This window comes from Pseudophaeobacter sp. 1A09344 (assembly GCF_041008745.1).
GTDB classification, from domain to species: Bacteria; Pseudomonadota; Alphaproteobacteria; order Rhodobacterales; family Rhodobacteraceae; genus Phycobacter; species Phycobacter gallaeciensis_A.
In genome coordinates this window covers 647,150-661,837 of the sequence record NZ_JAXGFS010000001.1, presented here as the reverse complement: position 1 = coordinate 661,837, position 14,688 = coordinate 647,150, and the positions used below count along the sequence as shown (strand labels likewise).

At 60.5% G+C, this 14,688-nt stretch carries 14 protein-coding genes; 11 read left to right on the top strand and 3 right to left on the bottom strand.

The window, feature by feature from the left end; translation table 11 throughout:
- Nucleotides 1-60 precede the first annotated feature (60 nt).
- Nucleotides 61-1,203, bottom strand: a complete 1,143-nt coding sequence (locus SM765_RS03000; RefSeq protein ID WP_368981408.1) for a HupE/UreJ family protein — start codon at nucleotides 1,201-1,203, stop codon at nucleotides 61-63.
- Here SM765_RS03000 and SM765_RS02995 point away from each other — a divergent pair.
- The 4 genes from SM765_RS02995 (at nucleotide 1,202) to SM765_RS02980 (ending at nucleotide 4,662) form a co-directional block, all read left to right on the top strand.
- A complete protein-coding gene (locus tag SM765_RS02995; RefSeq protein WP_274834107.1) occupies nucleotides 1,202-2,002 on the top strand; it encodes a DUF4198 domain-containing protein in 801 nt (266 codons plus the stop codon). The two genes, SM765_RS03000 and SM765_RS02995, sit on opposite strands and share 2 nt — an antisense overlap.
- A gap of 48 nt (nucleotides 2,003-2,050) precedes the next feature.
- A complete protein-coding gene (locus SM765_RS02990; protein WP_274837039.1) occupies nucleotides 2,051-2,977 on the top strand; it encodes a PfkB family carbohydrate kinase in 927 nt (308 codons plus the stop codon).
- On the top strand, nucleotides 2,974-3,888 hold the full coding sequence (locus SM765_RS02985) for a pseudouridine-5'-phosphate glycosidase (RefSeq protein ID WP_274837038.1): 915 nt from the start codon (nucleotides 2,974-2,976) through the stop codon (nucleotides 3,886-3,888). Before SM765_RS02990 ends, SM765_RS02985 begins: the two co-directional genes overlap by 4 nt.
- A gap of 81 nt (nucleotides 3,889-3,969) precedes the next feature.
- Nucleotides 3,970-4,662: a DUF502 domain-containing protein gene (locus tag SM765_RS02980; RefSeq protein ID WP_065270246.1), complete on the top strand. Its 693-nt coding sequence runs from the start codon at nucleotides 3,970-3,972 to the stop codon at nucleotides 4,660-4,662.
- Nucleotides 4,663-4,752: 90 nt separating this feature from the next.
- Here SM765_RS02980 and SM765_RS02975 read toward each other — a convergent pair whose 3' ends face one another.
- Nucleotides 4,753-5,526: a 3-hydroxybutyrate dehydrogenase gene (locus SM765_RS02975; protein WP_065270245.1), complete on the bottom strand. Its 774-nt coding sequence runs from the start codon at nucleotides 5,524-5,526 to the stop codon at nucleotides 4,753-4,755.
- Between the two features lie 462 nt (nucleotides 5,527-5,988).
- Between SM765_RS02975 and SM765_RS02970 the strand changes: the two genes are divergently transcribed.
- Nucleotides 5,989-7,704 carry an extracellular solute-binding protein gene (locus SM765_RS02970; protein ID WP_425537287.1) on the top strand — a complete coding sequence of 572 codons (1,716 nt, stop codon included), beginning with the start codon at nucleotides 5,989-5,991 and terminating at the stop codon, nucleotides 7,702-7,704.
- Nucleotides 7,705-7,846: 142 nt separating this feature from the next.
- Nucleotides 7,847-8,077: a hypothetical protein gene (locus SM765_RS02965; RefSeq protein ID WP_274828089.1), complete on the top strand. Its 231-nt coding sequence runs from the start codon at nucleotides 7,847-7,849 to the stop codon at nucleotides 8,075-8,077.
- A 179-nt stretch (nucleotides 8,078-8,256) separates the two neighbouring features.
- On the opposite strand, the gene SM765_RS02960 is transcribed toward SM765_RS02965, so the two are convergent.
- Nucleotides 8,257-8,880: a helix-turn-helix domain-containing protein gene (locus SM765_RS02960; protein ID WP_274837035.1), complete on the bottom strand. Its 624-nt coding sequence runs from the start codon at nucleotides 8,878-8,880 to the stop codon at nucleotides 8,257-8,259.
- A gap of 64 nt (nucleotides 8,881-8,944) precedes the next feature.
- Here SM765_RS02960 and SM765_RS02955 point away from each other — a divergent pair, with 64 nt between their 5' ends.
- From SM765_RS02955 to SM765_RS02935, 5 genes are all read left to right on the top strand, one after another.
- Nucleotides 8,945-10,453, top strand: coding sequence for a class I adenylate-forming enzyme family protein (locus tag SM765_RS02955; RefSeq protein WP_274837034.1), 1,509 nt, complete (start codon nucleotides 8,945-8,947; stop codon nucleotides 10,451-10,453).
- A 3-nt stretch (nucleotides 10,454-10,456) separates the two neighbouring features.
- Nucleotides 10,457-11,125 carry a DsbA family oxidoreductase gene (locus SM765_RS02950; protein WP_274837032.1) on the top strand — a complete coding sequence of 223 codons (669 nt, stop codon included), beginning with the start codon at nucleotides 10,457-10,459 and terminating at the stop codon, nucleotides 11,123-11,125.
- Nucleotides 11,125-11,499 carry a potassium channel family protein gene (locus tag SM765_RS02945; protein WP_274837031.1) on the top strand — a complete coding sequence of 125 codons (375 nt, stop codon included), beginning with the start codon at nucleotides 11,125-11,127 and terminating at the stop codon, nucleotides 11,497-11,499. The genes SM765_RS02950 and SM765_RS02945 overlap by 1 nt, the downstream gene beginning before the upstream one ends.
- A gap of 156 nt (nucleotides 11,500-11,655) precedes the next feature.
- Nucleotides 11,656-12,879: an MFS transporter gene (locus SM765_RS02940; protein ID WP_274828086.1), complete on the top strand. Its 1,224-nt coding sequence runs from the start codon at nucleotides 11,656-11,658 to the stop codon at nucleotides 12,877-12,879.
- Nucleotides 12,880-13,002: 123 nt separating this feature from the next.
- Nucleotides 13,003-14,673: a hypothetical protein gene (locus tag SM765_RS02935; protein WP_368981407.1), complete on the top strand. Its 1,671-nt coding sequence runs from the start codon at nucleotides 13,003-13,005 to the stop codon at nucleotides 14,671-14,673.
- Nucleotides 14,674-14,688: the final 15 nt, after the last annotated feature.

Here is a 14,688-nt window from a genome sequence, read left to right as displayed (position 1 = left end):
GTCCTCACAGACAGCACGCCATCGCCCCGATGTTACAGCTGCGGGGCGATGGAAACACGATCAGAGCCAGACGCGTTCCACGAACCAATAGCTGCCGATCAGCGCAATCGTGACGGAGGCTGGAATGGCGACGCGGCCGCGGTACTTCGGATGGCCGCCGAACCAGTAACCGACCAGCAGATAGGCAAGCGCGATCACCGTCAGCTGCCCCAGTTCAACCCCGACATTGAACCCGATCAGCGCCGGAATGAATTGCGCCTGCGGCAGGCCAAATTCCCCCAGTACGCTGGCAAAGCCCAGCCCGTGCAACAAGCCAAAGCCAAAGATCACCACCGTGCGCCAGCTGTGCAACCGCCGGGCAAAGATGTTCTCCACCGCAACAAAGACGATCGAGGCCGCAATCAGCGGCTCCACCACCGCCGGGTTCACAGTCACCAGCCCCAGCGCACCGCAAGCCAGCGTGATGGTGTGGGCGACGGTAAAGGCGCTGACCTGCCACAGCAGCGGCTTGAGACGCGTGCTGAGGAAGAAAAGGCCCAGGACAAACAGGATGTGATCCAAACCTTTTGGGAGGATGTGGTCAAAACCTACCGGGATATAGCTGGTAAAAGCCTTTGCCGGGGACAAGGCCGATCCGCCCCCGATCGCGATGGGTCCGGTGCTCTCACCGCCCTGAATATAGCCGGTAAAAGGTTCTTCCACCCCGTTCTGACGCAGAACCACTGCGCCTGCCCCTTCTGGCCAGCGGATCGTCAGCGCCGAGGCAAGCGGCGGTAGCTCCCCCGAAAGGGACAGCACACTCTCGCGCGGCAGTTCGACGTCACCAACCGGTGCGACGCGTACATCTTCCACCACCAGCGGCACCGGGCGACCTGCCTCGACATCAAGGGTTTTCAGCCAGTCCTCGGAAAACAGCCGCAGCATCGGCGCCAGTTCCTCGGGCGGCATGGCGCGCAACAGATCGTAATCGCCCGCCTGATCGGCCGCTTCGGTGTCTTGGTGCGTATCCAGATCAATACCGGCGACAAATGCCTCTGCATTCAAACGAAGAGACAGATGTAACGTGTTGTCCTCAATTGTGAAATCACCAATGGCCGGTGTCACCTCATGGGCGAGTGCGCGCTCGGCGCCCCAAAAGCCGAGACTTGACAGCAGGCAGAGGCATGCCACCTTCATCCCACGCAGCAACAAAGAATTCGTCATGAAAAATCACCTGGCCTGTTTACTCGTTTTTGCATTCTCGTTCAGGCTGGCGGATCCGGCCCTGTCCCATGAGTTTTGGATCGAACCGCAGAATTATCAAGTTGAATCCGGAGAGGAACTCCCAGCACAATTGCTGAACGGGCAAGAGTTCAAGGGCTTTCGGCTGCCCTATTTCAAAACGCGCACCAAACGCTCCGAGGTCATCACCGGTGACACCGCCACCCCTTACGAGGGGCGCATGGGCGATTTACCGGCCATGACAGTGACCGCCGAACGGGACGGGTTGCTGACTCTGGTCCATGAAACCATGCCGGAAACGCTGATCTATGAGACTTGGGAAAAATTTGACGCCTTCGCCGAGCATAAGGGATTTGCCAATATCCGGGCCCGGCACGAGGGGCGCGGCCTGCCCATGGAGGGATTCACCGAACGCTACAGCAGGCACGCGAAATCCCTGATTTCCGTCGGCAGCGGCGCCGGGTCGGACCGGGAAAGTGGCATGGAGACAGAGTTTGTTGCACTGGAAAACCCCTATACGTTCAAGGGTGACACGCTACCGGTTCAGCTGTTCTACCAGCAAAAACCGCGCGCAGCCGCACAGGTCGAAATCTTCGAACGCGCGCCCGATGACAGCGTGACCATCACCTTGACCCAGACTGATGCAGGGGGACGCGCCGAGATCCCGGTGAAGCCTGGCCATACCTATCTTCTGGACGCTGTTGTGCTGCGCCCGTCCGATCCGGAAACCGGCGCGGTATGGGAAACGCTTTGGGCTGCGCTGACCTTTGCGGTGCCATAGGTTGCAAAGCCGCTTGCGGGGGCGCGTGAAAGGCGGCAAGAGAGAGCCATGACATCGCCCCGTTCCGATACCCCTATGGCCCAACCTGCTCCTGCCCAGATTCTCTGCATCGGATCGGTGCTGTGGGACGTGATTGGCCGCTGCTCCTCTGACATGCAACGCGGATCTGACATGCCGGGACGGATCACCCGCCTGCCCGGCGGCGTTGCCATGAACATCGCCATGACACTGGCCCGCTTTGGCCTGAAACCCGCGCTGCTGAGCGCGATTGGTCAGGATGCCGAAGGGGATGAGCTGATCGCCGCCTGTGGTCACCTCGGGCTTGATACGCAGCACGTCTACCGCTCCGAAGATCTACCGACCGACCAGTATATGGCGGTCGAAGGCGCCAACGGGTTGATTGCGGCGATTGCCGATGCTCATTCGCTTGAGGCCGCAGGGGCGAAAATCCTGCGCCCGCTGCTGGACGGCACCCTCGGCTCGGAAACCGCGCCCTATGCCGGGCCGGTTGCGCTGGATGGCAACCTGACCCTGTCCCTGCTTGACGACATCGCCGCCAGCCCCGCCTTTGCCAATGCCGACCTGCGGGTGGCGCCTGCCTCCCCAGGCAAGGCAGAGCGGCTACGGCCTTTCCTCATGCGCAGCCGCGGAACGCTTTACGTCAACCTCGAAGAGGCCGGTTTGCTCTGCCAGGCCACCTTTGCCGATAGCGAAACCGCCGCAACCGCCCTGCTGGAGCGCGGCGCCGCGCGGGTTCTTGTCACCGACGGCAGCCGGTCGGCCACCAAGGCGGACGCACACAATACCTTTACGCTTGAGCCGCCGCAGGTCACCGTGGCCCGCGTCACCGGCGCTGGCGACACTTTCATGGCGGCGCATATCGCCGCCGAGACCCGCGGCGAGCCGCCCGAAAAGGCGCTGACATCGGCCTTGGCCGCCGCAGCCACATATGTTTCAGGAGAGCCTCCGCTGTGATCCCCATCCAATATTCCAAAGAAGTGACCGAGGCCCGGGCTGCCGGTCGCGCCATCGTCGCGCTTGAAAGCACCATCATCACCCACGGCATGCCTTATCCGCAAAACGTGGAAACCGCCGCGCAGGTCGAACAGGACATTCGCGATGCGGGCGCGGTTCCGGCCACCATGGCGGTGATGAACGGCAAGCTGTACGTAGGCCTAGAAGCGGATGAGTTGCAGGCGCTGGGCCAGGCGAAAGACGTCGCCAAGGTGTCGCGCGCAGATATCGCTGCCTGCATCGCCAGTGGCGGCACCGGCGCGACCACCGTGGCCGCCACCATGATCGCTGCCCGGCTGGCGGGGATTTCCGTCTTTGCCACCGGCGGCATCGGTGGTGTGCACAAGGGCGCCGAAACCAGTTTTGACATCTCCGCCGACCTGATGGAGCTGGCGCAAACCCCGGTGACTGTCGTTGCGGCTGGCGCCAAGGCGATTCTGGACATCCCGAAAACGCTGGAAGTTCTGGAAACCCAAGGGGTTCCGGTGATTTCTTATGGTCAAGACAGCTTCCCCGCCTTCTGGTCGGGGCAATCCGATCTCAATGCCCCGCTCCGTATGAACACAGCCAAGGAGATCGCCAGCGCCCATGCCATGCGCCAGGCCATGGGGCTCAACGGCGGGCAGTTGGTAGCGAACCCGATCCCGACCGAGGCACAGATCCCGGCCGAGGAACTGGCTCCGATCATCGCACAGGCCCAATCCGAGGCCGATGCACAGGGTATCTCCGGCAAAGGAGTGACACCCTTCCTGCTGCAGCGCATCTTTGATCTGACCGAAGGACGCTCGCTGGTGGCCAATATCGCGCTTGTGCGCAACAACGCCCGTCTTGCCGCGGCTATTGCTCAGGAATTGAACGCAATCGCGGGCTGATATGGTAATTCGGCAGCGCGGCCATTGCCGTTCTGCTGAACAGTGCCTAGGTTCCCCGCATCTGTCATCGTGAATGCGCCCATGACCACTCCATTTGATCAAGAACCCCACCGCCGTCCCGGCCTGTTCGCGCGACTGCGCTCTTCCTTTCTGACCGGGATCGTCGTGATCGCGCCGGTGGGGCTGACACTCTGGCTGCTCTGGACCGTGATGGGCTGGATTGACGGAGTGGTTCTGCCCCTGGTGCCGCATACCATGCGGCCCGAGCAATATATCGGCATCAACCTGCGCGGCGTCGGGCTGATTATCTTCCTGTTGTTCACCATCATCGTCGGCTGGATTGCAAAAGGCATCATCGGCCGTTCGCTGATCGGGTTTGCGGAGAACCTGGTGGACCGGATGCCTGTGATCCGCTCGGTTTATTCCGGAATCAAGCAGATCTCGGAAACCGTATTCGCTCAGTCGGAAAGCAGCTTTGATACCGCCTGTCTGATCCAGTATCCGCGCAAGGGAGTTTGGGCGATAGCTTTTGTCTCGACCAAGGCAAAGGGTGAAATTGCCCAGCGGGCCGAAACATCCGGCGGGTTGATGAGCGTCTTCATCCCGACAACACCCAACCCGACCTCCGGGTTCCTGTTGTTTGTGCCAGAGGAGGATGTGACCGTTCTCGACATGTCGGTCGAGGATGCAGCGAAACTGGTGATTTCCGCCGGACTGGTCTACCCGAACCCCAAGGATCCGACGCAGCCGCCCGCCGACGGGGCCAAAGGCTGACGACTTAGGCTTTTTCGTGCTTTAGCCTGCAATGCCGGCATTAAGAGCGGCAGCTATCTCGCTGCCACTCCATTCCTTTTCCCATACCGCTTACAGAGCGGTCCAGCCACCATCGACGCTGATCGTGGTCCCAGTGATCTGCGCAGCCGCATCCGAGCAAAGGAAGACAGCCGTACCGCCAAGTTGCTCAACCGTGGCGAATTCGCGCGAGGGCTGACGCTCAAGCATGACCTTCTTGATCACCTCTTCGCGGCCCATGTTGTATTTCTCCATGGTGTCCGGGATCTGCGCCTCGACCAGCGGTGTCAGCACGTACCCCGGGCAGATCGCATTGGCGGTGATCGGCTCTTCAGCGGTTTCCAGCGCCACGGTCTTGGTCATACCGACCACGCCGTGCTTGGCCGCCACATAGGCCGATTTATAGGGCGAGGCGGTCAGACCATGGGCAGAGGCGATATTGACCACCCGGCCCCAGCCCGCTGCGCGCATCTTGGGCAGCGCCGCTGCGGTGGTGTGAAAGGCCGAGTTGAGGTTGATCGCGATGATCGCATCCCATTTGTCCAGCGGGAACTCATCAATCGGGGCGACGTGCTGGATCCCGGCATTGTTGATCAGAATATCGCAGCTACCCGCCTTGTCGATCAGGCCGCGGCAGTCTTCGCCTTTGGACATATCCGCCTGAATGTAGCGGGCATTGACCGAGAACTCCTTGGCGATCTCTTCGGCCAGCGCGTGGTCTTCGTCCCTGTCGGTGAACGAGTTCAGAACCACATCCGCACCGGCGCGCGCCATCTCGCGCGCAACGCCAAGGCCGATGCCCGAATTTGATCCGGTAATCACCGCCGTTTTGCCCTTCAGTGTCATATCTCAGGTGTCCTTTGAGCTGAGTTGAGTTGCGCGGCATTCTGCCACGTGACTGGGGCAAAGAAAACGCGTAGGACTACTGACTTGTTCATCAAGGACGGCCGAAATACACAGCGCTTCCGCCGTACTCTCCCAAGCAATTTGCCATCGAAAACCACACGATTTCACCAAAAAAAACGCCCGCACGAAGCGGGCGTTAAGTTATTGAGGCAGGTTTCATACAGGCAAGAAACCTATCGAGCAGTGACCCCTTTATACGCAATTTCGTGCTTTCATCCAAGCTAAAAGTTTGAAAAGACAAAGACGCGCCTCTACCGTGAAGGCTCAAGTAAATAAGGGCAGAATGGGATTGTTGCCAAAGTGAGGTCAGAATATTTCTCCGCCGCCAGATCGCTTGTGATGGGAATCGGGCTTTGTCTCAACGCCAGTTTTGCAGCCGCAGAATCAGCCCATGGTATTGCAATGTATGGCGAACCGGCGCTGGACCCTGGCTTCACCGCGGTTCCCTATGCCAACCCCGAGGCCCCAAAGGGCGGCAGGCTGGTTGTCGGCAACACCGGCGGCTTTGATACGCTGAACCCATTTGCCCAGAAAGGCACCCCGCCCTGGCAGCTCCGCTTCTGGGGATACGAAAGCCTGATGGGCCGCTCCTGGGATGAACCCTTTACCCTTTATGGCTTGCTGGCCGAATCGATCAACGTGCCCGAGGACCGCTCCTGGGTCGAATTCACGCTGCGCCCCGAGGCGCGGTTTTCCGATGGCAGCCCTGTCACGGTCGAGGATGTGCTTTGGTCCTATGAAACGCTCGGCACCGAAGGTCACCTGCGCTATCGCGGGTTCTGGTCCAAGGTCGCCGGGATTGAACAGACCGGTCCACGCAGCCTGAAGATTACCTTCAATACCGAAGACCGGGAGCTGGCACTGATCGCCGGTATGCGTCCGATCCTTAAAAAGGCGCAGTGGGAAGGCAAGGATTTCGCGGCCTCGGGCCTCAGCGAGGCGCCCATCGGCACTGGCGCCTATGTGGTGTCCGATTTCGAGCCGGGCCGGTTTGTAACCCTTTCCCGCAATCCCGACTACTGGGGCGCGGATCTACCGCTGCGCCGGGGCATGCATAACTTTGACGAGCTCCGCATAGATTTCTTTGGCGATCAGACGGTGCTGTTCGAGGCCTTCAAGGCCGGAGAGCTGAGCGCCTATCGCGAATTCAACGCCGACAAATGGAAAAGCGCCTATGACTTTCCCGCCGTCAGCAATGGCGACGTGGTCAAAAGCGAGATCCCGCATCAGCGCCCATCCGGCATGACCGGACTGGCGATGAACACACGCCGCGCACCGCTGGGTGACTGGCGCGTGCGAGAGGCGCTGATCCTTGCCTTCAATTTCGAATATATCAACGGCACCGTCACCGGCGGTATCCAGCCGCGGATCACCTCTTATTTCTCCAACTCCACCCTTGGCATGCGGGAAGGTCCCGCGCCTGATGAGGTGCGCGCACTGCTCCAGCCCTATGCCGACAGCCTGCTGCCCGGCACGTTGGAAGGCTATGCCCTGCCCACCAGCGATGGCACCAAACGCAACCGCAGGAATCTGCGCCGTGCAGTCGCCCTGCTGGCCGAGGCAGGATGGACCGTGCAGGACGGCGTGCTGAAGAATCCTGACGGGCAGGTGCTGACGCTGTCGGTCCTCTTGCGCCAAGGCGATGCAGAGATGAAAACCATCGTCGAAATCTACGCCCGCGCACTGGATCGTCTGGGCATCACTATCACGCCAGAGCTTGTTGATAATGCGCAATATGTGGCGCGCCAGTCCGAGTTCGATTTCGACCTGACCCGGTTCCGCCGCGATCTTTCGCTCAGCCCCGGCAACGAACAGAAACTCTATTGGGGGCGCGCCGGGGTCAACCAACCGGGCAGCCGCAACCTGATGGGCATCGACAGCCCCGCCACCGAAGCGATGATTGACCGGCTCCTGACCTCAAAGAGCACGGATGACTTCACCGCTGCGGTACGGGCACTGGACCGTGTGCTGACGGCGGGGCGCTATGTGATCCCGATCTGGCAATACGACAAAGGGCGCATTGCCCATAAGCGGCAACTGGCCCATCCCGAGAGCCTTCCAATATATGGTGATCGCACCGGCTTCTTCCCCGACGTTTGGTGGTATCAACCAGAGTAATTGGGCACGGCGCCGCAACCACTAGGCGTTGATCACAGCGGTTTCGCGTGATCGTGAAGATCTTCATGATCCAATTGTTTTCTTTTTTGACATATTTGCTACCATAATACCGTATTGTTGTTGTTTTCACGGGGTACTCGAAATGTCATGTTTCTCTGCTTCGGCCAGCTGGGCGGTCCGCTTTCCCCGCGCCAAACAGCGGTTTCCGTATCTTCAACGCCGGTATGCTCCCTGTCCGATCGGCGACAAGGACGGGTTCGTTGCTTACCTGGCCCAGTCGCATCACCTGACGCTCACCGAGGCGCAGGAAGAGGCCGACGACTTCCTGTTTTGGGAAAGGCTGCATGAAGAGCTGGAACGGGATGCGATCTGAACGCCGTGTTCCTTTGGTCATCGCATTGGGGTGCGGACTACAGCCGCTGTGACCGCTGTGGACTGAAATGCCCGTAGCGCGGGTCATACGGTGATGCGCGAAAGCTCCTGGGCGCCATCCCCCACAGAAATAAAATCATAAAAATTCAAGGCGTTGCCAGCAGTACTTCACTGCGGCCTTCAGACCAGGGACGTGACCCAAAGAATGGTCGCATCATCCGGGCTGAGCGAGATCACGTTGTGCCCCATGGCACCATCGTAATAGGCGCTGTCGCCCCGGCGCATTTCAACCGGCTCGTAAAACTCGGTATAAAGCATGATCACCCCGGTCAGCACATAGAGGAATTCCTCGCCGTCGTGCCGTACCCAGCCGTCAAACTCATCCATCGAGCGCGCCCGGACCCGGGCCCGGTACGGCAGCATCTGCTTGCGGGTCAAACCATCGGCGAGCAGTTCATGCTCATAGGTGGCCGTCGCCTGATGCGATCCTTCACCGAATTTTGTCACCGTCATCCGCCCGTTCACCTGATCGCGCTGCGGCGGGGTGAACAGCTGCGGTACTGAAATTTCCAGCCCGACGGCCAGCTTTTTCAGGGCGTCATAGGTCGGTGACATCTGGCCGTTTTCGATCTTCGAAAGGGTCGAACGGGCCAGCCCCGCTTGATTGGCCGCGTGTTCCAGCGTCCAGTCCCGCGCCTTGCGCAATTCCCGCACGCGGGCGCCAAGGTCCAGCGGTTCTGCCTGCGTGTCTTCGCCGCCAGAGCGGGCAATGGTGATCAGGGTTTTGGGGTCGCGGCCAGTCATGCTGTTTCTATAGGCCGCAGCACGGCAGCTTGCAACGCGGCACGTGTCACGCTAGCGAAGATCCATGATATCAGTTTTCGACAATGGGCCCTTTGCCCCCTGCCCGGCGCCGTTCAACATGGCCGCCCATGTACTGCGTTTCGCAGCCGACCACCCTCAAAAACAAGCGTTGGAGGTCCTTGGCGGCGATCAAAGCCAGAAATGGACCTATGCCCAGCTGGAGGCCGCGGTGCGCGGGACCGGCACGGGGCTGTTGGCGGCGGGCCTGCGCCCTGGCGACATTGTGATGATGCGCCTTGGCAATACGGTCGATTTCCCGCTGGCCTATCTTGGCGCGATTGCGGCTGGTCTGGTACCCGTCCCGACCTCCTCGCAGCTGACCGCACCGGAAACCGCCAAGATGATTGCGGAACTCGACGTGGCCGCAGTTCTGCGCGACCCGTCGGTCGCCTGCGCCGATCACCCGCGCGAAATCATCCTGCCAGAACTGACCGCGATGCGCGACCTTCCGCCCTGCGAGTATGACATAGGGGATCCCGACCGTCTGGCCTATGTGGTCTATACCTCAGGCACCAGCGGATCACCCCGCGCCGTCGCCCATGCCCACCGCGCCATCTGGGCGCGGCAGATGATGGTGCGGGACTGGTACGACCTTTCAGAACACGACCGCCTGCTGCACGCCGGCGCCTTCAACTGGACCTTCACCTTGGGCACCGGATTGATGGATCCGTGGAGCATTGGTGCAACCGCGCTGATCCCTGATCCCGACACACCGCCCGAGGCAATCCCGGCGCTGCTGTGCGACCATCACGCCAGCATTTTTGCTGCTGCACCCGGCGTTTATCGAAAAATCCTCAACTCAAATTGTACTCTTGACCTGCCAGATCTGCGCCATGGCCTTTGTGCTGGTGAAAAGCTCTCGCGCCACCTCTCCGAGCTTTGGAGCGATCGAACCGGCCGGGCCCTTTTTGAGGCCTACGGCATGTCCGAATGTTCGACCTTCATTTCTTCCAGCCCGGCACACCCGGCGCACGGCGATGCGCTTGGCCAGCCGCAGGAAGGACGCCGGGTGGCGATCCTTGGTCCAGACGGGCCAGTACCGCGCGGCGCCGAAGGTACCATCGCCGTGCACCGGTCGGACCCCGGTCTGATGCTGGGCTATCTCAACGCCCCCGATGAAACCGAGGCGCGCATGCAGGGAGACTGGTTCCTGACCGGCGATCAGGGCGCCATGGCGGCCGACGGTCAGATCACCTATCTGGGGCGCGCCGATGACATGATGAACGCTGGCGGTTTCCGCGTTTCCCCGATTGAGGTGGAAACCACGCTCGCGGCTCATCACGGGATTGTGCAGGTCGGGGTAACCTCGGTTGAAGTCAAGGAAGACACACATATTATCGTGGCCTTCTACACCGGCCCGCAAGAGATCCCCGAAGCCGACCTTCGGGATTTTGCCACGGACCGCCTGGCGCGTTACAAACAACCGCGCGCCTATGTGTATCTTGAGGCCCTGCCGACTGGCGCAAACGGAAAACTACTGAGGCGCGCCCTGCCGGCCTATTTCAAAGGATAACCCATGACCAGCCTTCCTTCGGTCAAGCTCGACATTCTTTCGGACCCGATCTGCCCCTGGTGCTATATCGGTAAGACGCATCTGGACAAAGCCTTGGCCGAGATCCCGAACCATCCTTTTGTGATCGAATGGCACCCCTTCCAGCTGAATCCCGACATGCCCCGCGAAGGTATGGACCGGCGCGCCTATCTTGAGGCGAAGTTTGGCGGCAAGGAAGGCGCGGTGCGGGCCTATGCCCCCATCGTGGAACATGCTGAACAGGCCGGACTGTCGATCGATTTCGAAGGCATGAAACGCACGCCTAATACGCTCAACGCGCATCGGCTGATCCATTGGGCCGGCACCGAAGGCAAACAGACCGCGGCCGTGGATGCCCTGTTCGAAGCCTATTTCGTCAAAGGCCTCGATATTGGTGATCCCGAAATCCTGGCTGACATTGCCGAAGAGATTGGCATGGAACGCGATGTCATGCTGAAACTGCTGGAAACCGAGAACGACATCGAGGCGATCCAGTCCCGCGATGCGCATTCCCGCAAGATGGGCGTGAACTCGGTCCCGACCTTCGTGGTCGCCAACCAGCACGCGGTGCCGGGCGCACAGCCGCCCGAGCTGTGGAAAGAGGTGATCGCCGATATCATGTCCCAGCTGGAAGCCGGACCAAAGGATGAGTAATGCAGATTAAACGGTCCAGTATCTTTGCCACCCTCATCGGCATCATCGTGTTCAGTACAGTGTTTTTTCATTACGCCGAGGGATGGAGCTGGCTGGACAGTCTGTTTTTCACCGTCGTGACCATTTCCACTGTCGGTTACGGGAACTTTGTTCCCGTAACCGCGGCCGGAAAAATCGGAACTATTATTCTTATTTTCAGTGGTCTTGGAGTTTTCGCCTTGGCCATCCGGGAATTCGCGCTTTACCAGATTCAAAAGCGCGAAGAGCACAGCGAGTGGCTAATTGCCCATTTCGGCCGTCACCACCGGGACGACCCTGTAGCCGCAGCCAACGAAGACGAGTGCCCCGAGCCGCCGTCGCCTGCCCGGCAGTAACGGTTCCACAACCCGGCCAGACCGTCGCATCAATGCACAGAGTCCTGTGCAGGCGAGCGGCTGGCCCCTTTTAGAAAATCATGGTAGCGGCCTCTCAGCGGCGCCCGGATTGGATCCGATTTCCGGTTCCTTCTGAAGCACCGCATGAGGTTATCTATGTCAAAATCCGTTTCAAACCCGATGTCGAAAGGTGAATTTATCGCCTTGATCGCGATGATGTTTGCCACCATCGCCTTTTCCATCGACGCCATGCTGCCGGCCCTGCCGGAAATTGGCGCAACGCTCAGCCCCGACAACATAAATCGGGCGCAGCTGATCATCACCTCTTTTGTTCTGGGCATGGGTATCGGCACCTTCTTTACCGGCCCGATCTCTGACGCCTTTGGCCGCAAGCCCGTCATTTTTGGCGGCGTCATTCTCTACATCATCTCGGCGGCCGCGGCCTGGGCCGCGCAATCCCTGGAACTGGCGCTTTTGGCGCGGGTTACCATGGGGCTAGGCGCAGCCGGACCGCGCGTTGTCGCCATGGCCGTGGTGCGGGATCTCTATTCGGGCCGTGAGATGGCGCGGGTTGTTTCCATCGCCATGATGATCTTCACCCTCGTTCCTGCGGTTGCGCCGATGCTGGGCTCCGTCATCATTGCCTTTTCCAGCTGGCGCGGCATCTTTGCTGCCTTTGCGGCCTTTGCTCTCATCATCGCACTTTGGATGGGCGTGCGCCTGCCCGAAACGCTGGAGCGGCAAGACCGCCGCCCGGTACGCCCGGCGCTGATGGCTGCAGCACTGAAGGAGATGGTGACCCACCCCACCGTCCGCCTGTCGATCATCGCCCAATGCCTGTGCCTTGGCATGCTGTTCACCATGATCACCCTGGTTCAACCGGCCTATGATGTGGTCTTTGACCGCGCCGAAAGCTTCCCTTACTGGTTCTTCGGCGTTGCGCTGGTGGCCGGGACGGGCAGCCTCCTGAATGCTGTACTGGTGGTGCGTCTGGGGATGCGCCGCATGGTGACCTGGGCGCTGGCCTCCCAGATCGGTCTGGCATCGGCCATGCTGGTCTTGGAAAGCATGCCACTGGACAACTCCGTTGCCTTTGGGCTGTTTGTGACCTGGCAGACCAGCGTGTTCTTCATGGCCGGCGTTACCCTTGGCAATCTCAACGCCATGGGGATGGAGCCGATGGGCCATATCGCGGGCATGGCGGCCTCGGTCATGGGCGCAATCTCCACAGTAGTTGCCGCAGCCATCGCCGCACCGGTCGGGCTGTTGTTCGACGGATCGCTGCTGCCGCTGACCGCAGGCATTCTGATCATGGCTTTCCTCGGGTTTCTCGTCATGCTGCATATGGCGCGAGTAGAAGCACGCCTGCCTGCGGTTTAACCCCGCACCGCCGCCTGCCAGCAGATTGCGCAACTGCCTGCTGCCGCGTCGCGCCGGGGACACGCCGCTTGCCCGGCAAGCCTGAAAACCCTAACCTCTTCATAAGCTTGAAGGGGTGTTTTCATGGATTTCTATTATGAACTCGGGACCTATTCCTGTCCCGTGACCACCGGCAGCGCCAAGGCGCAGCTGTGGTTTGATCGCGGTCTGATCTGGACCTATGGCTATAACCATCAGGAGGCAGCCACCTGTTTTCGCCGCGCGCTGGCCGAGGATCCGGGTTGCGCCATGGCGCATTGGGGTCTCGCCTATGCATCCGGCCCCAACTACAACATGCCATGGGAGCTGCACGACCCCGCCACCCGGGCCGAGGCGCTGGCGACCGCCTATGATGCTACGCAATATGCCCTGGCCCACGCAGAGGGCTGCACCCCGGTCGAGCAAGCCTTGATCGCAGCGCTGACCGCCCGCTATCCGCAGCGCACGCCCGTCGATGACATGCACGCCTGGGACAATGATTTTGCCGACAGCATGCGTGCGGCCTTTGCCAAGGTGCCCGACAATCTGGACCTGCGCTGCGTCTATGTCGAAAGCCTCTTGAACCTCACACCCTGGAACATGTGGGATCTGAAAACCGGCCTTCCGGCAGAAGGCGCCGCGACGAAAGAAGCGCAACAGGTTCTGGAAGACGCCTTTGATAGCCTGCCCGGAGCCATGACCCATCCCGGCCTGCTCCATCTTTATGTGCACCTGATGGAAATGTCGCCGACCCCGGAAAAGGCGCTGAAGGCGGGTGATGTGCTGCGCGATCTGGTGCCCGATGCCGGGCATCTGGTGCATATGCCCACCCATATCGACGTGCTCTGCGGCAATTATCAGGATGTGGTCTATTGGAACCAGAAGGCGATCGAAGCAGACCTGAAATACTACGAACGCGAAGGCGCCTATAATATCTACACCGGCTATCGGCAGCACGATTATCACTTCGTGATCTATGGTGCTCTTTTCCTTGGACAAATCGAGCCAGCCCTACGTGCAAATCAGGGGCTGTGGGACACGACGCCGATTGAAATGCTACGGATCGAAAGCCCGCCAATGGCGGATTACTTCGAAAGCTACATGGCCATGCATCCTCATATCCTGATCCGGTTCGGCCGTTGGGGCGAGGCGATCGCGCTGGAACTGCCAGAGGACCAGGAGTTGTTCCGTACTCTGACAGCCACTACCCATTATGCCCGTGCCCTTGGCTATGCTGCGACGGGCCGCGTGGCTGAGGCTGAGGCCGAGGAAGCGCTGTTCCTTGCGGCCAAGGACCGGGTGCCGGAAACCCGTCTGATGCACAACAACCGCGTTGTCGATCTTCTTGAAATCGCGCGGGAAATGCTGCGCGGCGAGATTGAGTATCGCAAGGGCAACTTTGATATCGCCTATGGCCATCTACGCCGCTCGGTCGATCTGGATGATAACCTGCCTTACGACGAACCCTGGGGCTGGATGCAGCCGACCCGCCACGCGCTGGGGGCACTGCTGCTAGAGCAAGGCAATGTGACCGAGGCCGAGGCCGTCTATCGCGCCGATCTGGGGCTGGATGACACCCTGTCGCGGGCGTCGATCCATCCCGACAACGTCTGGAGCCTCAAAGGGTTGCACGACTGCCTCGCGGCGCGTGGGGAAACCGTGGAAATCCACCACATTCGCCAGAAGCTGGATCTGGCGCAGGCGCGTTCGGACGGGATCATGGCCTCCTGCGGCTGCGCGCAGGTGGCGATGGCGCCGCAGGACTGTTGCGCCTGACCCGCACCATCCCTG